Here is a 23,926-nt window from a genome sequence, read left to right on the forward strand (position 1 = left end):
ACGCGGTGCGCAAGCTGGTGCTCGCGAGCGGCAATGCAGGCAAGTTGGTCGAGTTGCGCGATCTGCTGGCCGACGCGGGCCTGGATTTGCACGCGCAGTCGGAGTTCGGCGTGCAGGATGTCGACGAGACCGGCCTGACCTTCGTCGAGAACGCCTTGCTCAAGGCGCGCCACGCCGCGCGCGAAACCGGCTTGCCGGCGCTTGGCGATGATTCGGGGCTGTGCGTCGACGCCCTCGGCGGTGCACCCGGCCTGTATTCGGCGCGCTACGCCGGCACGCATGGCGATGCGCGGGCGAACATCGCCAAGTTGCTCGATGCGCTGCGCGACGTGCCCGATGAACGCCGCACCGCGCATTTCCATGCGGTCGTCGTCCTGCTGCGCACGCCCGACGACCCGCAGCCGATCATCGCCGAAGGCCGCTGGCCGGGACGCATCCTGCATGCGCCGCGCGGTGCGGGGGGATTCGGGTACGACCCGGTGTTCCTCGATCCGTCGCTGGGCGCATCGGCCGCCGAACTCGACGCGGCCACCAAGCATGCGCGCAGCCATCGCGGCCTGGCGCTGTCCACGTTGCGCGCGCGTTTGCACGAACTCTGATCCCGCAGTCCGATGTCGCTCCTCACGCCCCCGCTGTCGTTGTACGTCCACCTGCCATGGTGCGTGCGCAAGTGCCCGTATTGCGATTTCAACTCGCATGAAGCGCGCGGCGCGTTGCCGTTCGCGGCGTACGTCGATGCGTTGATCGCCGACCTCGACCAGGACCTGCCGCTCGCGTGGGGACGCGTGGTGCATTCGGTGTTCTTCGGAGGCGGCACGCCGTCGCTGTTCCCCGCCGAAGCGATCGATGCGTTCCTGCAGCAGGCGAGCGCGCGGTTGCGCATCGCGCCGGGTGCGGAGATCACGCTGGAGACCAACCCCGGCACGGCGGAACACGGGCGTTTCGAGGGATATCTCGCCGCCGGCGTGAACCGTTTGAGCTTCGGCATCCAGAGTTTCGACGACGGCTGCCTGCAACGCCTCGGCCGCATCCACGACAGTCGCGAGGCCGACAGCGCGGTGAAACTCGCGCAGGACGCCGGCTTCGACAACATCAACCTCGACCTGATGTACGCACTGCCCGAGCAGACGCTCGCGATGGCGGTCGAGGACGTGGAGCGCGCGCTCGCGCTGCAGCCGGTGCACCTGTCGCATTACCAGCTCACGCTGGAACCCAACACCGTGTTCGCCGCGCGCCCGCCGCAGGGCGTGCCGGGCCTCGACGAAAGTTGGGACATCCAGGAAGCCTGCCAGGCGCGCATCGCGCAGGCGGGCTTCGAGCACTACGAAGTGTCGGCCTACGCGCGGCCGGGCCGGCAGTCACAGCACAACCTCAATTACTGGCGCTTCGGCGATTACCTCGGCATCGGCGCCGGGGCGCACGGCAAGCTCACGCTCGGGGCCTCGCAATCGGTACTGCGGCGCTGGAAGGTCAAGCACCCCACCGAGTACCTGGTGAAGGCGGGCTCGCCGGCCAGCATCGGCGGGGACGAAACGCTGACCGCGGCGCGCTTGCCCTTCGACTACATGCTCAATGCCCTGCGCCTGCATGAAGGCTTCAGCCTCGAGGCCTTCGAGGCGCGCACCGGGCTGCCGCGGGCATCCATCGCCCCGCAACTGCGGCAAGCCATTGAACGGGGATGGCTGACGGTCGACCCGGCCGGCCGCGTGCGGCCCACCGAGCTGGGCCGGCGCTTCACCAACGACGTGATCGAACTGTTCCTCGCCGACGACTGAGTCCGCCCCAGTGGCGGGCGTCACGACGGCGTGTTATCTAGCAGTTAACCGTTCCGCGCGAGCGACCGATGCCCGTTTCGTTCGACCTGCCCGGCACCCATACGCCTCCGGCCACCCTGGCCTCCACGAACCTGCCGCGCCGAGTGCGCCGGGTGATGGAGCACCTCCTCAGCTTCGTTTCCGACGAGATGGCCCGCCATCTCTCGCAGATGCTCAACGAGGCCGAGCAACAGCTCTTCCGCCTCGCCGACCATGCGCGAAACCCCGGCATCCAGGCGGGGCACATGGAAACGCTGCGCACGCTCCGCCTGAACCGGGCGGACCTCGTGCCGCGTTACCTGATCGGCCTGGAAGCGGCGCTGGCCTCGGTCCGCGACCCCAAGCTCTCGCAGAAGATCGGCACGACCGGCTCCAAGCCCCCCTCGTTCCGCAACCTGAGCCTGGTCGACGACGACTCGATGGACGAAGAGTCGGTGCTGCGCGACATCGCGCTGCGCCACGAATCCCGCGCCAGCCTGCCCCTGCACCTGCTCGGCCAGCGCATGGGCGTGCTCGCCGGCGCGCCGGCCTTCGACGCCGAGCGCCTGCCGGTCGGCCCGCAGATGCTGGGCCGCATCCTGCGCGAAGCGACCAACGCCTTGCAGATCGGGCTCGAAGCGCGCCTGTTGCTGTTCCGCACGTTCGATCGCGTGGTGATGGTGCATTACACGCACCTGGCCGAAACGATGAACGCGCTGCTGGAACGCGACGGCATCCTCCCGAGCCTGGCCTACGTCCCGCTCCGCCTGCGCCCGACGGTGCAGAACGCCAAGCCGCAGCCGCGCAAGGAAAAAGTGGCGCCGCCGCCCGGCACGGGCGGGGGTGGCGGTGGTGGTGGCGGTTCCGCCGGCGATGGCTCGAGCTTCGCGCTCGGCGGCGGCGATGAGGTTCCGCATCCGTCGGCGCCGGCCACGCAGGCCAGCGAATCCGAGGGCGACACCGGTGCCGCGCAACCGCGCGTCGGTGGCGCACGCAACCGCGTCATGGGCGCCCGCGAACAAGCCCGCCCGCACACCGCATGGATGGGCGAGTCCGAGGACGGCGACCCGGGCTACGACGAAGCGCAGGCCTTCGCACTGCTGCAGCAATTGCTGTCCGGCCGCCGCGACCTGATCGGCAAGTTGCGGCCGGGCCGCCCGGAACGCGCGCGCCAGGAACTCACCACGCCGGACCTGCTGCGCGCGCTCGACTCCATCGGCCCCACGCCGGCCACCTCGCCCACCGGGAGCCCGCGCAGCCTGCTCGACATCAAGCAGACGCTGCTCGCGCAGTCGCGCCAGGTGCATGGCAAGGGCGCGGCGTTCTCGCGCGAAGACAACGACGCGTTCGAACTGCTCGGCATGCTGTATTCGCAGATCGAGCGCGAAGTGCGGCGCGACACGCCCGCCGTCGGCCTGCTGGGCCGCCTGCAGGTGCCGCTGTTGCGCGTGGCGTTGCAGGACCGCGCGTTCTTCGTGCGCCAGCAGCATCCTGCGCGCCAGCTGCTCAACGCGGTCGCCGAATCCGGCGCCACTTGGCTCGGCGACGAGGAAGTCGATCCGCAACTCGTGCACTCGCTGCGCAGCGCGGTCGAACACGTCGTCCAGAATTTCCGCGAAGACCCGCAGGCCTTCGAAACCGCCAACCGCGAACTGCAGGGCAGCCTGCAACAACTCGCGCGCAAGGCCGAAGTCACCGAGCGCCGCCATGTCGAAGCGGCGCGCGGCAAGGAAAAACTCGAACTCGCCAAGCGCCGTTCGACCGAAGTCATCGAAGCCTCGGTGCGCGACCAGCGCCTGCCGAAGTTCGTGCGCGCGCTGCTCAACCAGGCGTGGGCCGACGTGCTCACCCTGTCGCTGCTGCGCCACGGCGAGGACTCCGAAGAGTGGCAGCGCCAGCTCGAAGCCACGCGCCACATCGTCGCGGCCACCACCGGCAAGGCAACGGGCGAAACCGATCCGCAGCTCACCCAGCAGATCGAAAGCTCGCTGGTCCAGGTCGGTTACCACATCGATGAAGCCGCGGCGATCGCACGCCGGCTGACGACGGGCATCGCGGAAGACGAAGACGATCCGGCCTCGCGCACGGAACTGGCGATGAAGCTCAAGGCGCGCGCGCGCCTGGGCGAAGACAGCGACACGCCGAAGCCGAAGCTGCCGCCGCGCACCCCCGACGAGCAGGCCGCGTACGAACACCTGCGCACCCTGCCCTTCGGCACGTGGTTCGAGTTCAACACCAACCAGCAGGGCGACAAGGTGCGCCGCCGCCTGTCCTGGTTCAGCCCGGTCACCGACAACGCGTTGTTCGTGAACCAGCGCGGCCAGCGCCTGGGCGAGCAGTCGCTCGACAGCCTGGCGCGCATGATCGCGATCGGCCAGGCCTACATCGTCACGGCCGACAAGGGCCGCCTCGTCGACCGCGCGTGGCAGGCCGCGCTCAGCGCGCTGCGCAGTTTCGCCGGCGGCGGCAAGGACAAGGAAAAGGACAAGGAGGTCGGCGCATGATCGACGAATTCCGCCGTGCCAAGCGCCGCAAGGTCGCCGACACGGTGATCGTGGTGGACACGATGGTCGATGCGGTCGTCGGCCGCCTGGGCAACCTGTCGGAAACCGGCATGTTGCTGATGGCCAACACGCAGATGCAGGAAGACGCGCTGTACCAGTTCCGCTTCAACCTCAACGACGCGCAGGGCCGCGAAGCCCCGATCGAAGTCGGCGCGCACCTGCTCTGGCAGGACGCGGCGCACGCTTCGGGCCAGCGCTGGAGCGGCTTCCGCTTCATCACGGTGCCGGACGACCACATGAAGCAGTTGCGTGAATGGATCGACGGGCCGGGAGGCCAGTTCGAATAAACGCCGGGCGCCGTGCGTTGGGGCAGAATTGGGGTCCCCACCGCACCACGAGCGCCCGCCATGCGTCCCGACCTGTCCGTTCTCTACGCCGACCACCTCGACACGCTCAAGCAGCGCGCGGATGAAGCGTTGCAACGCGGCGGGTTCGACGCGCTCGTCGTGCCGAGCGGGCGACTGCACTTCCAGTACTTCGACGACCGCGACTATCCCTACGCGGTGAACCCGCAGTTCAAGGCGTGGTTGCCGCTGGTGCGCGTGCCCGACAGTTGGCTGGTGTACCAGCCGGGCCAGCGGCCGAAGGTGATCTACCTGCAGCCGTTCGATTACTGGCACGTCGTGCCGAGCGCGCCGTCGGGCGATTGGGTCGAACACATGGACGTCGCGATCATCCGCAAGCCGGAAGAGGCGGCGCAGCACCTGCCGAAGGACATCGCGCGCTGCGCGATCCTCGGCGAGCCGCAAAGCGCGCTGGGCGACTACGTGCCGAACAATCCGGTGCCGGTGGTGGCGTATCTCGAATATCACCGCGCGTTCAAGACGCCGTACGAGGTCGAGATGATGCGCGCCGCCAGCCGCATCGGCGTGCGCGCGCATCGCGCCGCCGAGCGTGCGTTCCGCGCGGGCGCGAGCGAATTCGGCATCCACCTGGCCTATTGCCAGGCCGCGCAGCAGGATGCCAACGACCTGCCCTACTCCAACATCGTCGCGCTCAACGAGCATGGCGCGGTGCTGCATTACACCGACCGCGACCGCATGCCGCCCAAGCCGGTGCGCAGCTTCCTGATCGATGCCGGCGCGAGCTTCGATGGCTACGCGTGCGACATCACGCGCACCTATTCCAACGACACCAGCGACGAGTTTCAGGCGCTGATCGACGCGGTGGACCGCGCGCAACTGGCGATGTGCGACCAGGTGCGCAACGGGTTCGACTACCGTCGATTGCACCTGGATGCGCATCTGTCGTTGTCGCGCATCCTGAAGGACTTCGGCCTGATCACGGTGACACCGGAAGTCGCGGTGGAGACGGGCGTGAGTTCGGCGTTCTTCCCGCACGGCATCGGCCACGGGATCGGGTTGCAGGTGCACGATGTCGCCGGTTTCGCGGAAAGCGACCGCGGCGGCACGCTGCCGAAACCCGACGGACATCCGTACCTGCGCCTGACGCGGGCGCTTGCGCCGGGGATGGTCGTGACCATCGAGCCGGGCCTTTACTTCATCGACATGCTGCTGGAACAACTGAAGGACCGCGGCCTCGGTCCGAGCGTCGATTGGGCGCGCGTCGATGCGTTCCGCCCGTTCGGCGGGATCCGGATCGAAGACGACGTGGTGTGCACGGACGGCGCGCCGATCAACCTGACGCGAGAGGCCTTCGCCGCTTAAGCGCCGGCCATGAACGCTTCGATCTCGTCGGCGTCGCGCACGAGCGCGTCGGTGAGGATGCGGTGGCCGTCGTTGGTGACCAGCACGTCGTCTTCCGTGCGGATGCCGATGCCGCGCCACTTCGCGTGCACGCTCTTGTCGTCGGGCGCGACGTACAGCCCGGGCTCGATGGTGAACACCATGCCCGGCTCGAGCAGGCGCGACTCGCCGTCGATGCGGTATTCGCCGACGTCGTGCACGTCCAGTCCGAGCCAGTGGCCGGTCTTGTGGCGATAGAAGCGGCGATACGCGCCGTCGGCGATCGCCTTTTCCAGGCGCCCCTTCAATAGCCCGAGGCGCAGCAAGCCTTCGGTCAGTGTTTCGACCGCGGCCACGTGCCCGGCTTCGTATGGCATGCCGGGCCGCGCCTTCGCCAATGCCGCGCGCTGCGCCGCGCCCACGAGGTCGTGCAGCGCGCGCTGTTCCTTCGAGAACCGTCCGTCGACCGGGAAGGTGCGCGTGATGTCGGCGGCGTAGTTACGGTATTCCGCGCCGGCGTCGATCAACACGAGATCCCCCGCGCGCGCCGTCGCGTTGTTCGCGCGGTAGTGCAGCACGCAGGCATTCACGCCGGCGCCGACGATGCTGCCGTACGCGGCGTCGGCGTCGTTGGCGCGGAACACGCGCTCCAGCTCGGCCTGCAACTCGAATTCGCGCACGCCCGCGCGCGAAGCGCGCATCGCCGCCTGGTGCGCCTGCACGCTGATGTCGGCGGCGCGCTGCATCAACTTGATTTCGTCGTTCGACTTGAACAGTCGCATCTCGTCGAGCAGGTGCCCGAGGGCGAGGAATTCGTGTGGCGGCTGCGCGCCCGACCTCACCTGCGCGCGCACGCGGTTGAGCCAGCCGATCAGCTTGAGGTCGAACTCCGCGTCTCGACCGAAGTGGTAGTACACGCGCGTCCGGCCTTCGAGCAGGCCGGGGAGGATTTCGTCGAGGTCGGCGATCGGATACGCATCGTCCATGCCGTAGGCATCGACCGCGCCTTCCTGCCCGGCGCGCGGGCCGTCCCACGCTTCGCGATCAGGATCGCGCTCGCGGCAGAAGAGGATGGTCTCGCCGTGCTTGCGGCCGGGCACGAGGACGAGCACGGCTTCGGGTTCAGGAAATCCGGTGAGGTACCAGAAGTCGGAATCCTGTCGATACGGGTAGTGCGTGTCGCGGCTGCGCACGCGTTCGGGCGCGGCGGGCAGGACGAGGATCGCGTCGTCGCCAGCCATGCGCATGAGTTGCCGGCGGCGGCGGTGGAACGCCGCACCCGGCAGCGTGATCGGGCGTTGCGGCTTGGCGGCCATCGTCAGTTGAACTGCTGGCGATGGCGCGGGGCAAGCACGCAGTCCCCATGCAGCAACAGGACTGCGACGCGCACGAACTCCTCGATCTCGGCGAGGGCTTCCTCGTCGTCTTCGTCGCCGTCGTCCTGCGGGGTGGCGGCGGCGAGCTTTGCCAGGTCCGCCAGCGCTTCGCTGCCCTCTTCCGACAACGGCGGATTCTCGCCGACGGCCAGGCCGAAGGCGCCGAGGAAGCCGCGACACCAATCGAACAACGCGCCGCTGCGCTCGCCCAGCGTGGCGTCGGCTTCGGGAAGCAGCAGTTCGAATGCGAAGCCGCGGTCGTCCAACTGGCCCGTGCTGGCCACGCGCAGTGCATCGAGCGGCGTGCCCTCCGCGATTTGCGGCAGTGCGTCATCGGCCATCACGCGGGCCAGCCAGTCCGGGGAATCGGCCCCGCCGCCGGCGAACCAGCCCGTCAGGGACCCGTGCATTTCCGCCGGCGATACACCCAGGCGCTGGGCTGCGATTGCATCGTGGACGGACGACCAGCTCGGCAAGGCGACATCGGACACTGCGGGGCTCCTTCGCGCAGGGCCGCAGTGTACCGCTTGGTTTGCGCCGCGGCGGCCGTTGGCCGCACACTCCGGACGAGCCACCGGGATGCGGAGCCCGTGCGCCTGTCGATCTTCGATCCATCCACCCGCGCCGGGGAGCGTGTCGCGGGCGTGTTGTTCGCTCTTGCGCTGGCGTTGATCGCCCCGGCGGCATCGACGTGGGCGGCCACCCGCGATTTCCATTTCCGCAACATCGGCAGCGAGCACGGGCTGGCGCAGAACACCGTCACCGCCTTCGCGCAAGACCTCGACGGCTTCGTGTGGGTCGGCACGCAGGGCGGCCTGCACCGCTACGACGGCCAGCGTTACCACCTCTTCCGCCACGACCCGCGCGATCCCGCCTCGCTCCCCGACAGCTACGTCACCGCGCTGGCGATCGAAGGGCGCGATGCGGTGTGGGTCGGTACGTATTCGGAGTTCGTCGCGCGGCTCGACCTGCACGATGGCGCGATCAAGCGCTTCGCGATCGACGGCGGCGCCGCCCTGCCCGGTTCGCCGCGCAAGCAGGTGCTCGCACTGTTGCCGGTGGACGGACAGTTGTGGGTCGGCACGCAGGCCGGCCTGGTGCGGTTCGACCCGAAGACCGGCAAGAGCCGGGATCTGCTGACGCTCGACCCGCGCAACGTCGCGACCTCGCCGCAGCAGGCGTTGCTGCGCGATCGCGATCGCGCGGTGTGGTTCGGCAGCGCGTCGGGGCTGTATCGATTCGGCGCGGGCGGCGGTTCGGAACGCATCGCCGAAGGCGCCGTGCATTCGATGGGCTTCGATCGCGACGGGCGTTTGTGGATCGGCCGCGCCGACGGCTTGTATCGCCTGCGCGACGACGGGCGTGCGCTGCTGCACGTATGGCCCGGCGCCGACAGCGGCGAGGTGAATCCCGACGTGCGCGCGATCGTGCAGGCGCCCGACCGCCGCCTGTGGATCTCGGTGTTCGGCGATGGCCTGCGGCGCATGGACGTCGACGGCGGCCACGTGCAGGCGCTGCGGGAGAACTGGATGCAGGGCGCGCTGTCGGAAAGCGCGATCGGCAAGTTGATGCTCGACCGCGGCGGCGCGCTGTGGGTCGGCGGGCAGTTCCGCGGGCCGTCGGTGACCGATCCGCTCGGCACGCGCTTCCGCTACCTGGCCGGCGGCGAGCCCCGCAATTTCGCCTCGGGCGTGGCGGGCAACAGCGTGCGGGCGATCGTCGAGGACGATGCGCGGCAGTGGTGGTTCGGCACCGACAACGGCGAGCTGTACCGCAGCGACGCGCGCGGCGATTCGCTGGCGCCGGTCGAAGCCTTCACCGCGACGTTCCCTTCGGGCCCGGGTTACCTGCTGCGCGTGATGGGCTTCGCGCGCGGCGAAGCCGGCAAGCTGTGGATGGCGACCACGCGCGGCCTCGGCACGATCGACACGCGCACCGGCGTCCTCGCGCAGGTCCCGCTGGCCGGTTACCCCGACGTGCAACTGCGGTCCATCGCGCGCGACGACGACGGCACGCTGTGGATCGGTTCGCAATTGCGCGGCCTGCTGCACTTCGACCCGGGCAGCGGGCGCGTGCGTGCGTACATGGCGCGCGGCAATTCGCCGGAGCCGTCCACCGTCCACGTGGTGACGGTCGACCGCAACCACCGCGTGTGGGCCGGTTCGAGCGACGGCCTGCAACTGCTGGAGCCGGTTGCGGGACGCATGCGCGTGTTCCGCCATGCACCCGACGCGCCGCAGAGCCTGGCGGGCAATCTGGTGCGCGCCGTGCTCGAAGCCTCCGACGGCACGATCTGGATCGGCACGCATTCGGGCCTGAGCCGCGTGCGCGAGGAAGGCAACGAGATCCGCTTCGAACATCCGCTCGACGCCGCGCTCGGTGCGCGTCCCGTGCCGGTGGTGTTCTCCATCGCCGAATCGCCGCAGGGCCTGTTGTGGCTCGGCACCGACGCCGGCCTGATGCGCTTCGATCCCGCGCACAACGCCGTGCGCACGTTCGGCATGGCCGACGGCGTGCAGGACCTCGAATTCAACGGCGGCTCGGCGGCGCGGTTGCGCGATGGGCGATTGCTGTTCGGCGGTGTGCGCGGGCTGAACCTGTTCGACCCGCGCATGGTGCATGACAGCGCCTACATGCCGCCGGTGCGCCTGTTGTCCGCGCGTTTCAGCGCAGGCGCGGCCACCGACCAGGACTTGGCGTGGCAGCCCGAACGCATCGACGTGCCCAGCGACGCCGGCCTGCTGCGCCTGCGCGTGGGTGCGCTGGACTTCGCCGACGGCGGCAACATCCGTTATCGCTACAAGCTCGAAGGCTTCGACACCGACTGGATCGACAACGGCGCGGTGCCCGAGATCACCTACACGCGCGTGCCGCCGGGCGACTACACGTTCCTGGCGCAGGCCACCAACCGCGACGGCGTGTGGAACGCGCAATCGCTGCGCCTGCCGGTGCACGTGGCGCCGCCGATGTGGCGACATCCGTTCGCACTGCTCGCCTATGCGGTCGCGGGCCTGTTGCTGGTCGGCGGCGTCGCGTGGCTGATCGTGCAGCGCCGGCGCCGCGAGAAGGTGTATTTCGCGCAGATCCGCGACCGCGAGGAACGCCTGCAGCTCGCGCTGTGGGCCTCGGGCGAGATGTTCTGGGACTACGACCTGGCGCGCGGCGAGATGCGCAGCATGCGCACGTCGGAAAGCGATGCGGCGCGCCCGGGCATCGCGGTGCAGTCGGAAGTCGACCAGCGCCACGAGATCCACGACGACGATCTGCCGCGCGTGCTCGAACGCCTGAAGCAGCACCTGCGCGGCGAAACGCCCCTGTTCCTCTCCGAACACCGCGTGCGCGGGCCGAACGGCGCATGGACGTGGGTGCGCGCGCGCGGCCGCGTCGTCGAACGCGGGCCCGACGGCCGCGCCCTGCGCGTGGCCGGCACCGCGCGCGACATCACCGCGGGGCGCGCCGCCGAGCGCGAACGCCGCATCGCCACCGAAGTGCTGCGCAGCATGTCCGAAGCGGTGGCGGTGCTCGACCGCGACTTCCAGTTCGTATCGGTCAACCCGGCCTTCAGCCGCATCAGCGGTTACAACGAGACCGAAGTCATCGGCAAATCCGCCAGCCTGCTGGACAGCGCGCAGCACGACCCGGACTTCTACCGCCAGACCCGCGCCGAAGTCGTCCGCAACGGCCGCTGGAGCGGCGAGATGTGGCAGCAGCGCAAGGACGGCGAAGAGTTCCTGTGCTGGATCGAAAGCAGCGCGGTGCTCGATGCCGGCGGCCAGCGCAGCCATTACGTCGCGGTGTTCACAGACATCACCGACAAGAAGCGCGCCGAGCAGGAACTGCGTTACCTGGCGAACTACGACACGCTGACGAGCTTGCCGAATCGCGCCTTGCTGTCCGAGCGCCTGTCGCGCGCCATCGTGCGCGCGCGCCGCCAGGAAAGCCGCATCGCGGTGCTGTTCCTCGATCTCGACCGTTTCAAGGACATCAACGATTCGCTCGGCCACGCGGCGGGCGACCGCATCCTGCGCGCCACCGCGGCGCGTTTGCAGCAGACGGTGGGCCCGCAGCACACCGTCGCGCGCCTGGGCGGCGACGAGTTCACCGTCGTGCTGGAAAACATCGACACGCCGGAGGAAGCGGAGAAGATCGCGCGCGAGATCATCACTTCGTTCGAAGCACCGCTGGACATCGACGAGACGCAGGACGTCGCGATCACCCCGTCGATCGGCATCAGCCTGTATCCCGACAACGCCGCGGTGCCCACCGACCTGCTCAAGCACGCCGACACCGCGATGTACCAGGCGAAGGCCGCGGGCCGCCGCATCTACATGCGCTACACCGAGTCGATGGAGATCGCGATCCGTCGCCGCGCGACCATCTCCGCCGCGCTGCGCAAGGTGCTCGACCGCAACGAGCTGCGCCTGGTGTTCCAGCCGAAGTTGTCGCTGCCGCAGGCGCGCATCACGGGCGTGGAAGCGCTGCTGCGCTGGACGAGCCCGGAGTACGGCGAGATTCCGCCGGCGCAGTTCATTCCGCTGGCCGAGGAAAGCGGGCTGATCCTGGAAATCGGCGAATGGGCGCTGCGCGAGGCGTGCCACACGCTCAAGCGCTGGCGCGCGAACGGCCTGGACCGCCTGACGATGGCGGTGAACGTCTCGGCCCTGCAATTGCTGCGCGGCGACCTGCCCGCGGTGGTGGCGCGCGTGCTCGAAGACACCGGCGTGCCTGCCGAGTACCTCGAACTCGAGCTCACCGAAAGCGTGGTCATGTCCAACGCCGCGCAAACGGCGGTGACGCTGCAGGCGATCCGCGAACTGGGCGTGCAGCTGGCGGTCGACGACTTCGGCACCGGGTATTCGTCGCTGGCCTACCTCAAGCGCCTGCCGATCACGACGCTGAAGATCGACAAGGAGTTCATCGGCGACCTCACCCGCGACGCCGACGACGAGGCGATCACCAGCACGGTCATCACGATGGCGCACTCGCTGGGCCTGAACGTCGTGGCCGAGGGCGTCGAGGAAGAAGCGCAGGTCCTGTTCCTCCGCGCGCACCGCTGCGACGAGATCCAGGGGTACTGGCTCTCGCAGCCGCTGGACGCGCACCGCTGCCTCGGCCTGATCCGCACCTGGGCGCCGGACCTCAATGCGGCGGTCATTCCGTGAACGGCGCCGGCCGCCCGCGCCTTGACCACCCCCGCCCCCCTGCCTAACCTCAGCGCATGGACACGGCCGACTCCCTCGCCCAACTGCAGGCCCTGGCCGCGCGCATCGACCAGCTCGCCGCGCTCGCGCAGCGGCTGACCGAGGAAAACCGCAGCTTGCGCGCGCAGCAGGAACAACTGGCCGGCGACCGCGCGCAACTGCTCGCGAAGAACGAACAGGCACGCTCGCGCGTGGAAGCGATGATCACGCGCTTGAAGTCGCTGGAGCAGCACACGTGAGCAAGGGCAACGAGCCGGTCACCATCCGCGTGCTGGATCGCGAATACACGGTGGGCGTCGAGCCCGACGAGCGCGACAGCCTGGTCGCCGCCGCGAAGTTGCTCGATGCGAAGATGCGCGAGATCCGCGGCACCAACAAGTTGGCGGCGGTGGACCGCATCGCCGTGCTCGCCGCGCTGAACCTCGCGCACGAACTGCAACAGGCGCGCAGCGACACCGACCGCCGCGAGCGCGAACTGGCGAAGACCGTCGGCGCGATGCAGCGGCGCCTCGACGATCTGTTCGACACGCCGCCGGCCTGAAGCCCATGCGCACGCGTGTCGTGTCGAGACCGCGTGCACGAAAAAACTTTCGACGCGTCCACAACTGAATCCACGCCATGCCTCGACCGACGAACGGACTTTCGTCTTTCGACCGCGGCGCTATACTGCGCCCTGCGTCCTCTGCTGTGTCGACGGCGCGCGCAAACATTCACCTTGTCCCTTTAAGACGACACCGGGGATGTAGCGGAGACCGGGTGTGCAAGTCCGCCACGAGCGGGAAGCCCGATGGTCGCCAAACGTTCCCACTTGAACCTCGGGTTCAAGGTCGTTTCGCGCGCATCTTCACGGCGGAGGATGTTCTTTTTCCATGACGTTCTCGCGCGACACTCTCCGCAGGGAACTCCGCGCGCGGCGTCGCGCCATTCCCGCGCCCGCGCGCATCGCCGCGGCCGACGCGCTCGCCCATCGCCTCCTTTCGCTTCCCTTCGCACCGGTGTCCGGGCACGTCGCCGGTTACTGGGCGATGGATGGCGAAATCGCGTTGTCGTCCTGGCAACTGCGCCTGCCGCGTGGCTGCACGTATTGCCTGCCGGTGCTGCACGAGGACGGGTTGCTGCGCTTCGCGCCATGGCGCGGCGGCGCGGCGCTGGTGTCCAACAAGCACGGCATTCCCGAACCCGACGTTCCGCCGGCCTCGCTGCTGCCCGCAGAAGCGATGGCATTCGTCGTCGCGCCGCTCGTGGCGTTCGACGCCCGCGGCCATCGCCTGGGCATGGGAGGCGGCTGGTACGATCGCACCTTCGCGTTCCGCCGCGACCACGGTGCGCCGCCGCACCTGGTCGGCGCCGCGTTCGCCGCGCAACAAGTCGACACCGTCTCGCCGCAACCGTGGGACATGCCGCTCGATGCATTGTGCAGCGAATCGGACACGCATCTTTTTGAAACGGTTCCCGCCCGATGAGTTCAAAGCGCCGCTACTGGCTGATGAAGACCGAGCCGGACACGTTCTCGATCGACGACCTGGAGCGTGTGCGCGTCGAACCCTGGAACGGCGTGCGCAACTACCAGGCGCGCAACCACATGCGCGCGATGCAGCCGGGCGACGGCGTATTCCTCTATCACTCCAGTTGCGCGGTGCCGGGCATCGCGGGTTTGGCGAAGGTCGCCACCGCGGCGTATCCGGATCCGACGCAGTTCGACAAGAAATCCGACTACTACGATCCAAAGAGCACGCGGGAGGAACCGCGCTGGTCGCTGGTGGACGTGGAGTTCGAGCGCAAGTTCGCGCAGCCGATCACGCTGGAAACCATCAAGGCGCATGCCGATCAATTCGACGGGGAGTTTGCGCTGATCCGCCGCGGCAACCGTTTGTCCGTGCTGCCGGTGACCGCCGCGCAGTGGAAGCAACTCTTGAAACTGGAACAACGCTGATGAGCGAAGCCAAGCGACTGGCGGGCGAGAAGGCGATCGATTACGTCGAGGACGGGATGATCGTCGGGGTGGGCACGGGGTCGACCGTCGCCTTCTTCATCGATGCGCTCGCGCGCATCAAGGACCGCATCGCGGGGACGGTGTCGAGTTCGGAGCAGAGCACGCAACGCTTGCGCGCGCACGGCATCGAAGTGCTGGATCTGAATTCCACCGGGCCGTTGTCCTTGTACGTCGACGGCGCGGACGAGTGCGACGGGCACAAGCGCCTGATCAAGGGCGGCGGCGCGGCGCTCACGCGCGAGAAGATCATCGCCGAGGCGAGCAAGACGTTCGTTTGCATCATCGATCCGGCCAAGCGCGTCGACGTGCTGGGCAAGTTCCCGTTGCCGGTCGAAGTGATCCCGATGGCGCGCAGCCTGGTGGCGCGCGAGATCCTGGCGCGCACCGGCGCGCAGCCGGTGTGGCGCGATGGCGTCACCACCGACAACGGCAACTGGATCCTCGACGTGCACGGCCTGGCGATCGTCGACCCGGTGGGCCTGGAGCGCGAGTTGAACCAGATCCCCGGCGTGGTGTCGGTCGGGCTGTTCGCGCGGCGGCCGGCGGACGTCGTGATCGTCGGCGGAGAGCCGCCAATCGTGCTGTGAGGGCTGCTTGGCTCGACAGCTAAGTCGTTGATTCATCTACTGGAACGGCCGTAGCGACGGCCGCTTCCACTTCCCGTCGCCGGTGTTAGTATTGTTACTAACCATGCGACATTTCCCTCTCCCATTCCGTCTTTCTCTCCTTGATCGAGGGCATCGCGCATGAGCGCGGTGATTGCCCTCGACGGCTTGCTGGCAGCACGGCGCGTCTGGCGCGGACAACCGACGACACAGGCGCCGGCCGATGCCGTCGCCACCGGATGGAACGCGCTCGACGCGGTGCTGCCCGGCGGCGGCTGGCCGGCGGCGGCGCTCAGCGAAATCCTGTTGCCGGCCGATGGCGTCGGCGAGTTGCGCCTGGTGTGGCCGGCGCTCGCACGGTTGAGCAAGGGCGACGGGGTCATCGCGATCGTCGCGCCGCCGTATCGCGCGCATGCACCGGCGTGGCAATCGGCGGGTTTGCGCCACGAATCGCTGCAGGTCGTCGACGCCAATCCGCGCGATGCGTTGTGGGCCGCCGAACAATGCCTGCGCTCCGGCGCGTGCGCGGCGGTGTTGTGCTGGCCGCGATCCGCCGACGACCGCGCATTGCGCCGCCTGCAGGTCGCCGCCGAAACCGGGCGCACGCCGGGCTTCGCATTCCGCGACGCGCATGCGGCCTTGAATCCCTCGCCCGCGCCGTTGCGCATCGCGATCGAAACCGCGCCGCACCGCGTGCGTGTCCTGAAGTGCCGCGGCGCATTGGCGCCGCCCTCGCCCTTCCCCTTCCCCGCGACTTCGACGGCGGGATGAGGGGCCGCCATGCAGTGGGCGTGCGTGTTGCTGCCGCAACTGGCGATGGACGGTGTCCTTCGCCGACTCGAAACGCCGGACGCGGCTGCGATCGCACTCGTCGAAGGACCGGTGCAGAAACGCACGCTGCATTCGGTGACGCCGGCCGCGCGCATGCTCGGCTTGCGCCCGGGGTTGTCGCTGGCTGCGGCGCAGGCGTTGAGCACGCAGTTCCAGGCGGTCGATTTCGATCCTGAGGCGGCCGAGCGCGAGCGCGCATTGCTCGCGGCATGGGCCTATCGCTTCAGCTCGCAGGTGAGCACGGATTTGCCGCATGCGTTGTTGCTCGAAGTCGGGCACAGCCTGCGCTTGTTCGGGCCGTGGCCGCGCCTGGAAGCGCGCATGCGCGAGGAATTGCGCGCGCTCGGATTCCGGCATCGCATCGCCGCCGCATCCAATCCGCATGCGGCGCGGGTGCTGGCGAACGTGCACGACGGGCTGGCGGTCGACGAACACACCTTGCGCAATGCGCTCGGCCAGTTGCCGCTCGAACGCAGCGGGTTGCCGCAACCGGTGGCCTTCGCGCTTTCGCGCATGGGCTTGCGCAAGTTGCGGCAGGTGTTCGACCTGCCGCGCGATGCAATCGCGCGCCGCTTCCCGAAGGCGATCCTCGAACATCTCGACGCGCTCCGCGGCGACCGCATCGCGCCGTTGCATTGCTACATGCCGCCTGATCGGTTCGAGGGGCGCATCGAGTTCGAGACCGACGTCGAATCCAGCCAGGCGCTGCTGTTTCCGTTGCGGCGGTTGTCGCAGGACCTGTCGGCCTTCCTCGCCGGACGCGATGGCGGCGTGCAGCGCTACACGCTGGTGCTCGAGCACGAACGTTGCGAAGACAGCTCGGTCTGTGTCGGGCTGCTCACGCCGCAGCGCGAGGCGAACATGCTGTTCGAACTCGGGCGCGGACGATTGGAACAGGCGCGTTTGCCGGCGCCCGTGCGCGGATTCCGCCTGGTCGCCGATGAGTTGCCGCCGTTCGTGCCCGCCGCGCCCGACCTGTTCGAAACACGCGCGCAACAGGACGTGCCATGGCCGCAATTGCGCGAACGCTTGCGTGCGCGCCTGGGCGATGAATCGGTGCACGGGATCGGGCACTCGCCGGAACATCGGCCCGAGCGCGTGTCGATGTCGGGCAAGCCGGTGCCCGATGCGCGCCCGCGTCCCGGTTGGTTACTGCCGCACGTGCTGCCGTTGCGCGACCACGCGCTGCGCGTCCTCGCCGGCCCCGAACGCATCGAAAGCGGCTGGTGGGACGGCGGCGACGTGCGCCGCGATTACTACGTCGTCGAAACCTCGCTCGGGCAACGCGCCTGGGCCTTCTGCGCGGCGGGCGAACCGGTGGATCCGGGCCCCGCGCCATCGCACCTGATGTTGCATGGATGGTTCGCATGAGCCGCCTGCCGGCCTATGCGGAACTGCACTGCCTGTCGAACTTCAGTTTCCAGCGTGGTGCATCGAGTGCGCGGGAGTTGTTCGATCGCGCGAAGCAACAGGGCTACAGCGCGCTGGCGATCACCGACGAATGCACGCTGGCCGGCATCGTGCGTGCGCTGGAAGCGTCGGAAGCCACCGGCGTGTCGTTGATCGTCGGCAGCGAAATGCAGGTCGAGGATGGGCCGAAGTGTGTGTTGCTCGTGGAATCGCAGGCCGGTTATCGCCGCCTGTGCGAATTGATCACGGCCGCGCGCCGGCGTGCGGAAAAGGGCATGTACCGGTTGTTGCGCGCCGATTTCGAATCCGCGCCGCTCGATGGATTGCTGGCGATATGGGTGTCGCGCGGCGATGCGCGCGATGCCGACGATGCGGAGTGGCTGCGGTCCTGCTTCGCCGATCGCGCATGGCTGGCGGTGCATCTGCATCGCGGGCCGGACGATCAGGCGCGGCTGGATGCATTGCAGGCGTTGTCGCGCGCGACGGGGCTGCCGATGGTCGCGTGCGGCGATGTCCACATGCATGTGCGCGGGCGTCGCGCGTTGCAGGACACGATGACCGCGATCCGGTTGCACAAGACGCTCGCCGAAGCGGGACGCGCGCTGTTCCCCAACGGCGAGCGACACTTGCGTACGCGCCAGGCGCTGGCGGCGATCCATCCGGCGGCGTTGCTGGCGGAAACGCTGGCCATCGCGCAACGCTGCACGTTCAACCTGCGGCAATTGGCGTACACGTATCCGCACGAACTCGTGCCCGTGGGGGAGACGGCGGCCACGTGGTTGCGCGAATTGGTCGAAGCAGGCATCCATGCGCGTTGGGCGAAGGCGCGCTCGAACGCACATGAACGCGCCAAGGCGCGCGAGCTGATCGAGAAGGAACTGACGATCATCGGGCGGCTCGGGTACGAGTCCTACTTCCTCACCGTGCACGACATCGTGCGCTTCGCGCGCAGCCGCGACATCCTGTGCCAGGGGCGCGGGTCGGCCGCCAATTCGGCCGTGTGCTACGCGCTCGGCATCACCGAGTTGCAGCCGGGGCAGATGGAGATGTTGTTCGAGCGCTTCGTGTCGGAGGAGCGCAACGAGCCGCCGGACATCGACGTCGACTTCGAGCACGAGCGGCGCGAGGAAGTGTTGCAGTACGTGTTCGAACGTTATGGACGCGGGCGCGCGGCGCTGGCGGCGGTGGTCATTCGTTATCGCGGCCGCAGCGCGGTGCGCGATGTCGCGCGGGCGCTCGGGTTGCCGCCCGACCAGGTCGACGAGATCGCCAAGACCATGGATCGCTGGAACAGCGACGTACCGATGCCCGATCACTTGCGCGGGCACGGGTTCGATCCGGAGTCGCCGCTGTTGCGGCGCGTGCTGGCGATCGCCGGCGAATTGCTGGGGTTTCCGCGACATTTGTCGCAGCATCCGGGCGGGTTCGTGATTTCCGAGCATCCGTTGTCGACGCTGGTGCCGGTGGAAAACGCGGCGATGGACGACCGCACGGTCATCCAGTGGGACAAGGACGACCTCGACGTGATGAAGCTGCTGAAGGTCGACTGCCTCGCGCTCGGCATGCTCACGTGCGTGCACAAGACATTCGACTTGTTGCGTGCGAGCGGGCGGCGCGACATCGGGCTCGACGACATCCCGCAAGGCGACGATGCGACCTACGCGATGATCCGCAAGGCCGACACGGTCGGTACGTTCCAGATCGAATCGCGTGCGCAGATGGCGATGTTGCCGCGGCTGAAACCGCGCGTGTTCTACGACCTCGTCGTGCAGGTGGCCATCGTGCGGCCCGGGCCGATCCAGGGCGACATGGTGCATCCCTACCTGCGCCGGCGGAACGGCGAGGAACCGGTGACGTATCCGTCGGAGGCGTTGCGCGAGGTGTTCCGGCGCACGCTGGGCGTGCCGTTGTTCCAGGAACAGGTGATGCAGCTGGCGATCGTCGCGGCGAATTACACACCGGGTGAGGCGGACCAGCTACGGCGTTCGATGGCGGCGTGGAAGCGCTACGGCGGCATGGAACATCACCGGCAGAAAATCATCGACGGGATGTTGCGCAACGGATATACGAGCGCGTTCGCCGAGCAGATCTTCGAGCAGATCAAGGGCTTCGGCAGTTACGGGTTCCCGGAATCGCATGCGGCGAGCTTCGCGCTCATCGCGTATTCGAGCTCCTGGCTGAAATGCCATGAACCGGCGGCGTTCGCGGCGGCCCTGATCAACTCGCAACCGATGGGGTTCTACGCGCCGAGCCAGATCGTGCAGGACGTACGGCGGCACGGCGTGATCGTGCGGCCGGTCGACGTGCGTTACAGCGATTGGGATTGCACGCTCGAATCCCTCGGCGATGCAGCCGCGCAACCGGCATTGCGATTGGGGATGCGGATGGTGGATGGATTCCGCCAGGCCGATGCCGAGCGGATCATGGCGGCGCGGTCGACGTGCGGGTTCGCCGATCTCACCGACCTGTGCGTGCGCAGCGATCTCGATGCGCGCGCGCGGGGATTGCTTGCCGACGCCGGCGCGTTGCGTGCATTGGCGGGGCATCGGCACAAGGCGCGGTGGGCGGCGGCGGGGGTCGAAGCGCAGCGGCCATTGTTCGACGCCATCGGCGCGACCGCGGAACCGACGGTGGCGTTGCCACTGCCGACCGCGGAAGAGGAGATGCGCACCGATTACGCGATGACGGGGCTCACCCTCGGCAAGCATCCACTGCAGTTGCTGCGATCGCAATTGCGGGCGCGGCGTTTCCGGCGCTCATCGGAGTTGCGCGCGATGCCGCATGGGCGGCAGGTGTCGTTCGCCGGGTTGGTGACCTTGCGCCAGCGGCCGGAAACCGCGAGCGGCGTGACGTTCCTGACACTCGAGGACGAAGACGGGCTGGTGAATGTCGTGGTGTGGCGGCAGGTGGCCGAAGAACAACGGCGACCCTTGCTGGAGTCGCGTTTGCTCGCGGTCGAAGGGCGCCTGGAATCGCAGGACGGGGTGCAGCACCTGATCGCGAAGCGATTGACGAATCTGGCGACTTTGCTTGGGCCGCTGGATGCGACGTCGCGGGATTTCAGATAAGTAGGTTGCAGGTAAGTTTTCGACGCGTAAGTCGGACCTTGGCGTTTGCCGGGTTAGTAACACGCACAAAGAAAAACCCCGCCATTGCTGGCGGGGTTTTGGTGTAAGGCCCTGGCGATGACCTACTCTTGCATGCGGATGCACACTACCATCGGCGCGGCTGCGTTTCACTTCCGAGTTCGGAATGGGATCGGGTGGTGCCACAGCGCTATTGTCACCAGGGAGAGGGTGGAGGGTCGCGGTTCGGTCCGGGGTTAGTCGGACTGATCGCGCTCACGCTCTCAAGGGGTGGGACGTAGCGAGTCGTTTGCTTCTTGCGAAGCGGTTTTCTTGCGAAAGCCTGGATCGAATGCCATCGACGTGTTGTCGAGGATAAGGCGGCTTGAGGTGATATGGTCAAGCCTCACGGATCATTAGTACACGTTAGCTCAACAGGTTGCCCTGCTTACACACCGTGCCTATCAACCACCTGGTCTTGATGGTTCCTTCAGGGGACTTGCGTCCCGGGAGATCTCATCTTGAGGCGCGCTTCCCGCTTAGATGCTTTCAGCGGTTATCGCTTCCGAACGTAGCTACCCGGCAATGCCACTGGCGTGACAACCGGAACACCAGGGGTTCGTCCACTCCGGTCCTCTCGTACTAGGAGCAGCCCCTCTCAAATCTCCAACGCCCACGACAGATAGGGACCGAACTGTCTCACGACGTTCTGAACCCAGCTCGCGTACCACTTTAAATGGCGAACAGCCATACCCTTGGGACCGACTACAGCCCCAGGATGTGATGAGCCGACATCGAGGTGCCAAACACCGCCGTCGATATGAACTCTTGGGCGGTATCAGCCTGTTATCCCCGGAGTACCTTTTATCCGTTGAGCGATGGCCCTTCCATACAGAACCACCGGATCACTAAGACCTACTTTCGTACCTGCTTGAGCCGTCGCTCTTGCAGTCAAGCACGCTTATGCCTTTGCACACAGTGCGCGATGTCCGACCGCGCTGAGCGTACCTTCGTGCTCCTCCGTTACACTTTGGGAGGAGACCGCCCCAGTCAAACTACCCACCATACACGGTCCCCGACCCGGATCACGGGCCCAGGTTAGAACGTCAAGCACATCAGGGTGGTATTTCAAGGTTGCCTCCACCGAAGCTAGCGCCTCGGTTTCACAGGCTCCCACCTATCCTACACAGACGAACTCAACGTTCAGTGTAAAGCTGTAGTAAAGGTTCACGGGGTCTTTCCGTCTTGCCGCGGGAACGCTGCATCTTCACAGCGATTTCAATTTCACTGAGTCTCGGGTGGAGACAGCGCCGCTGTCGTTACGCCATTCGTGCAGGTCGGAACTTACCCGACAAGGAATTTCGCTACCTTAGGACCGTTATAGTTACGGCCGCCGTTTACTGGGGCTTCGATCAAGAGCTTCGCCTTGCGGCTGACCCCATCAATTAACCTTCCAGCACCGGGCAGGCGTCACACCCTATACGTCCACTTTCGTGTTTGCAGAGTGCTGTGTTTTTGATAAACAGTCGCAGCGGCCTGGTTTCTGCGACCGCTCCCAGCTATAGCCCGCATGGGCCACCGGAAGCGGTGCACCTTCTCCCGAAGTTACGGTGCCATGTTGCCTAGTTCCTTCACCCGAGTTCTCTCAAGCGCCTTAGAATTCTCATCCTGCCCACCTGTGTCGGATTACGGTACGGTCTGCGTCAGCTGAAGCTTAGGGGCTTTTCCTGGAAGCGTGGGATCAGTGACTTCGGCCTAATGGCCTGGTCTCGCTGCTCGGCGTATGACCCTCCGGATTTGCCAAGAGGATCCGCCTACCTGCTTTCCCCGGGACAACCAACGCCCGGTACACCTACCCTTCTCCGTCCCCCCATCGCACTGACGCGAGGTGCTGGAATATTAACCAGCTTCCCATCGACTACGCATTTCTGCCTCGCCTTAGGGGCCGACTCACCCTGCGCCGATGAACGTTGCGCAAGGAAACCTTGGGCTTTCGGCGTGGGGGCTTTTCACCCCCATTATCGTTACTCATGTCAGCATTCGCACTTCCGATACCTCCAGCAGACTTCTCAATCCACCTTCATCGGCTTACGGAACGCTCCTCTACCGCGCACATTGCTGTGCACCCCAAGCTTCGGTTCATCGCTTAGCCCCGTTAAATCTTCCGCGCAGACCGACTCGACCAGTGAGCTATTACGCTTTCTTTAAAGGGTGGCTGCTTCTAAGCCAACCTCCTGGCTGTCTGTGCCTTTCCACATCGTTCACCACTGAGCGATGAATTTGGGACCTTAGCTGTGGGTCTGGGTTGTTTCCCTTTTCACGACGGACGTTAGCACCCGCCGTGTGTCTCCCATGCAGTCCGTCTCGGTATTCGGAGTTTGCCATGGTTTGGTAAGTCGCAATGACCCCCTAGCCATAACAGTGCTCTACCCCCGAGAGGATTCACATGAGGCGCTACCTAAATAGCTTTCGAGGAGAACCAGCTATCTCCGGGTTCGATTAGCTTTTCACTCCTAATCACACCTCATCCCCTACCTTTGCAACGGGAGTGGGTTCGGGCCTCCAGTTGATGTTACTCAACCTTCACCCTGGGCATGACTAGATCACCCGGTTTCGGGTCTACTGCCTGCGACTATGCGCCCTTATCAGACTCGGTTTCCCTTCGCCTCCCCTATACGGTTAAGCTCGCCACAAACAGTAAGTCGCTGACCCATTATACAAAAGGTACGCCGTCACCCTTGCGGGCTCCGACTGCTTGTACGCACACGGTTTCAGGGTCTATTTCACTCCCTTCACCAGGGTTCTTTTCGCCTTTCCCTCACGGTACTGGTTCACTATCGGTCGGTCAGGAGTATTTAGCCTTGGAGGATGGTCCCCCCATGTTCAGACAGGGTTTCACGTGCCCCGCCCTACTCAATTTCATCCGTGCGGCCCTTTCGCATACAGGGCTGTCACCATCTACGGCCACGCTTCCCAGCGTGTTCTGCTAGAACCGTACGGACTTTTGGGCTGCTCCGCGTTCGCTCGTCGCTACTGACGGAATCTCGGTTGATTTCTTTTCCTCCGGGTACTTAGATATTTCAGTTCCCCGGGTTCGCCTTGCATGGCTATGTATTCACCATGCAATACCCTTGCGGGTGGGTTTCCCCATTCGGACATTGTCGGATCAATGCTTGTTGCCAGCTCCCCGACACTTTTCGCAGGCTGCCACGTCCTTCATCGCCTCTGACCGCCAAGGCATCCACCGTGTGCGCTTATTCGCTTGACCATATCACCCCAAGTCGCCTCGGGGCATACGTCGTTTGCGAACGTAAAACGACTTATCACTTCAAATAAAGGTGCTCTCGCACCTCGCCTTAGCCTCTACGACACGTCATGGACATTCGTCTCAAAACGCTCGCTA

Annotated in this window: 16 protein-coding genes, 2 rRNA genes and 1 other RNA gene; 15 read left to right on the forward strand and 4 right to left on the reverse strand. The window is 66.7% G+C overall.

The window, feature by feature from the left end; genetic code table 11:
* Nucleotides 1-5: 5 nt before the first annotated feature.
* From rdgB to pepQ, 5 genes are all read left to right on the forward strand, one after another.
* Nucleotides 6-599, forward strand: a complete 594-nt coding sequence (gene rdgB, locus LF41_RS03415) for an RdgB/HAM1 family non-canonical purine NTP pyrophosphatase (protein ID WP_036166164.1) — start codon at nucleotides 6-8, stop codon at nucleotides 597-599.
* Between the two features lie 12 nt (nucleotides 600-611).
* Nucleotides 612-1,775: a radical SAM family heme chaperone HemW gene (gene hemW, locus LF41_RS03420; RefSeq protein WP_036165956.1), complete on the forward strand. Its 1,164-nt coding sequence runs from the start codon at nucleotides 612-614 to the stop codon at nucleotides 1,773-1,775.
* Between the two features lie 68 nt (nucleotides 1,776-1,843).
* Nucleotides 1,844-4,297 carry a DUF1631 domain-containing protein gene (locus LF41_RS03425; protein ID WP_052116098.1) on the forward strand — a complete coding sequence of 818 codons (2,454 nt, stop codon included), beginning with the start codon at nucleotides 1,844-1,846 and terminating at the stop codon, nucleotides 4,295-4,297.
* Nucleotides 4,294-4,644 (forward strand): PilZ domain-containing protein, encoded by a 351-nt coding sequence (locus LF41_RS03430; RefSeq protein ID WP_036165959.1) that lies wholly within the window; start codon nucleotides 4,294-4,296, stop codon nucleotides 4,642-4,644. The genes LF41_RS03425 and LF41_RS03430 overlap by 4 nt, the downstream gene beginning before the upstream one ends.
* A 60-nt stretch (nucleotides 4,645-4,704) precedes the next feature.
* Nucleotides 4,705-6,024, forward strand: a complete 1,320-nt coding sequence (pepQ, locus tag LF41_RS03435) for a Xaa-Pro dipeptidase (RefSeq protein WP_052116099.1) — start codon at nucleotides 4,705-4,707, stop codon at nucleotides 6,022-6,024.
* Here the strand turns inward: pepQ and LF41_RS03440 are convergent.
* The gene (locus LF41_RS03440; RefSeq protein ID WP_036165963.1) at nucleotides 6,021-7,358 is read right to left on the reverse strand and encodes an aminopeptidase P N-terminal domain-containing protein; all 1,338 of its coding nucleotides are present in this window, start codon (nucleotides 7,356-7,358) and stop codon (nucleotides 6,021-6,023) included. The two genes, pepQ and LF41_RS03440, sit on opposite strands and share 4 nt — an antisense overlap.
* A 2-nt stretch (nucleotides 7,359-7,360) precedes the next feature.
* Nucleotides 7,361-7,909, reverse strand: coding sequence for a UPF0149 family protein (locus LF41_RS03445; RefSeq protein ID WP_036165966.1), 549 nt, complete (start codon nucleotides 7,907-7,909; stop codon nucleotides 7,361-7,363).
* A 99-nt stretch (nucleotides 7,910-8,008) separates the two neighbouring features.
* On the opposite strand from LF41_RS03445, the gene LF41_RS15975 reads away from it, so the two are divergent.
* The 10 genes from LF41_RS15975 (at nucleotide 8,009) to LF41_RS03490 (ending at nucleotide 20,526) form a co-directional block, all read left to right on the forward strand.
* Nucleotides 8,009-12,580: an EAL domain-containing protein gene (locus LF41_RS15975; protein ID WP_052116100.1), complete on the forward strand. Its 4,572-nt coding sequence runs from the start codon at nucleotides 8,009-8,011 to the stop codon at nucleotides 12,578-12,580.
* Between the two features lie 56 nt (nucleotides 12,581-12,636).
* Nucleotides 12,637-12,858 carry a TIGR02449 family protein gene (locus tag LF41_RS03455; protein WP_036165969.1) on the forward strand — a complete coding sequence of 74 codons (222 nt, stop codon included), beginning with the start codon at nucleotides 12,637-12,639 and terminating at the stop codon, nucleotides 12,856-12,858.
* Nucleotides 12,855-13,160, forward strand: a complete 306-nt coding sequence (locus tag LF41_RS03460; protein WP_036165971.1) for a cell division protein ZapA — start codon at nucleotides 12,855-12,857, stop codon at nucleotides 13,158-13,160. The genes LF41_RS03455 and LF41_RS03460 overlap by 4 nt, the downstream gene beginning before the upstream one ends.
* Nucleotides 13,161-13,295: 135 nt before the next feature.
* Nucleotides 13,296-13,479, forward strand: a non-coding RNA gene (ssrS, locus tag LF41_RS16400) — 6S RNA.
* Between the two features lie 9 nt (nucleotides 13,480-13,488).
* The gene (locus LF41_RS03465; protein ID WP_036165974.1) at nucleotides 13,489-14,082 is read left to right on the forward strand and encodes a 5-formyltetrahydrofolate cyclo-ligase; all 594 of its coding nucleotides are present in this window, start codon (nucleotides 13,489-13,491) and stop codon (nucleotides 14,080-14,082) included.
* Nucleotides 14,079-14,552: an EVE domain-containing protein gene (locus tag LF41_RS03470; RefSeq protein ID WP_036165977.1), complete on the forward strand. Its 474-nt coding sequence runs from the start codon at nucleotides 14,079-14,081 to the stop codon at nucleotides 14,550-14,552. The genes LF41_RS03465 and LF41_RS03470 overlap by 4 nt, the downstream gene beginning before the upstream one ends.
* Nucleotides 14,552-15,199: a ribose-5-phosphate isomerase RpiA gene (gene rpiA, locus LF41_RS03475; RefSeq protein ID WP_036165978.1), complete on the forward strand. Its 648-nt coding sequence runs from the start codon at nucleotides 14,552-14,554 to the stop codon at nucleotides 15,197-15,199. The genes LF41_RS03470 and rpiA overlap by 1 nt, the downstream gene beginning before the upstream one ends.
* A gap of 159 nt (nucleotides 15,200-15,358) precedes the next feature.
* Nucleotides 15,359-15,988, forward strand: a complete 630-nt coding sequence (gene imuA / locus LF41_RS03480; protein ID WP_036165981.1) for a translesion DNA synthesis-associated protein ImuA — start codon at nucleotides 15,359-15,361, stop codon at nucleotides 15,986-15,988.
* A 9-nt stretch (nucleotides 15,989-15,997) separates the two neighbouring features.
* Nucleotides 15,998-17,419 carry a Y-family DNA polymerase gene (locus LF41_RS03485; protein WP_036165984.1) on the forward strand — a complete coding sequence of 474 codons (1,422 nt, stop codon included), beginning with the start codon at nucleotides 15,998-16,000 and terminating at the stop codon, nucleotides 17,417-17,419.
* Nucleotides 17,407-20,526 carry an error-prone DNA polymerase gene (locus LF41_RS03490; RefSeq protein ID WP_202594015.1) on the forward strand — a complete coding sequence of 1,040 codons (3,120 nt, stop codon included), beginning with the start codon at nucleotides 17,407-17,409 and terminating at the stop codon, nucleotides 20,524-20,526. The genes LF41_RS03485 and LF41_RS03490 overlap by 13 nt, the downstream gene beginning before the upstream one ends.
* Before the next feature lie 109 nt (nucleotides 20,527-20,635).
* Here the strand turns inward: LF41_RS03490 and rrf are convergent.
* Nucleotides 20,636-20,748: ribosomal RNA gene (gene rrf, locus LF41_RS03495) — 5S ribosomal RNA — on the reverse strand.
* Nucleotides 20,749-20,918: 170 nt separating this feature from the next.
* Nucleotides 20,919-23,791 (reverse strand): 23S ribosomal RNA (locus tag LF41_RS03500).
* Nucleotides 23,792-23,926 lie beyond the last annotated feature (135 nt).

Origin of the sequence: Lysobacter dokdonensis DS-58 (assembly GCF_000770795.1) — a bacterium.
GTDB lineage: Bacteria > Pseudomonadota > Gammaproteobacteria > Xanthomonadales > Xanthomonadaceae > Noviluteimonas > Noviluteimonas dokdonensis.

Coding starts and splice junctions, on each gene's coding strand:
- rpiA (WP_036165978.1), top strand. CDS start 14,552: ATGAGCGAAGCCAAGCGACTGGCGGGCGAGAAGGCGATCGATTACGTC.
- LF41_RS03465 (WP_036165974.1), top strand. CDS start 13,489: ATGACGTTCTCGCGCGACACTCTCCGCAGGGAACTCCGCGCGCGGCGT.
- LF41_RS03470 (WP_036165977.1), top strand. CDS start 14,079: ATGAGTTCAAAGCGCCGCTACTGGCTGATGAAGACCGAGCCGGACACG.
- LF41_RS03455 (WP_036165969.1), top strand. CDS start 12,637: ATGGACACGGCCGACTCCCTCGCCCAACTGCAGGCCCTGGCCGCGCGC.
- pepQ (WP_052116099.1), top strand. CDS start 4,705: ATGCGTCCCGACCTGTCCGTTCTCTACGCCGACCACCTCGACACGCTC.
- LF41_RS03490 (WP_202594015.1), top strand. CDS start 17,407: ATGGTTCGCATGAGCCGCCTGCCGGCCTATGCGGAACTGCACTGCCTG.
- LF41_RS03430 (WP_036165959.1), top strand. CDS start 4,294: ATGATCGACGAATTCCGCCGTGCCAAGCGCCGCAAGGTCGCCGACACG.
- LF41_RS03425 (WP_052116098.1), top strand. CDS start 1,844: ATGCCCGTTTCGTTCGACCTGCCCGGCACCCATACGCCTCCGGCCACC.
- hemW (WP_036165956.1), top strand. CDS start 612: ATGTCGCTCCTCACGCCCCCGCTGTCGTTGTACGTCCACCTGCCATGG.
- imuA (WP_036165981.1), top strand. CDS start 15,359: ATGAGCGCGGTGATTGCCCTCGACGGCTTGCTGGCAGCACGGCGCGTC.
- LF41_RS03440 (WP_036165963.1), bottom strand. CDS start 7,358: ATGGCCGCCAAGCCGCAACGCCCGATCACGCTGCCGGGTGCGGCGTTC.
- LF41_RS03485 (WP_036165984.1), top strand. CDS start 15,998: ATGCAGTGGGCGTGCGTGTTGCTGCCGCAACTGGCGATGGACGGTGTC.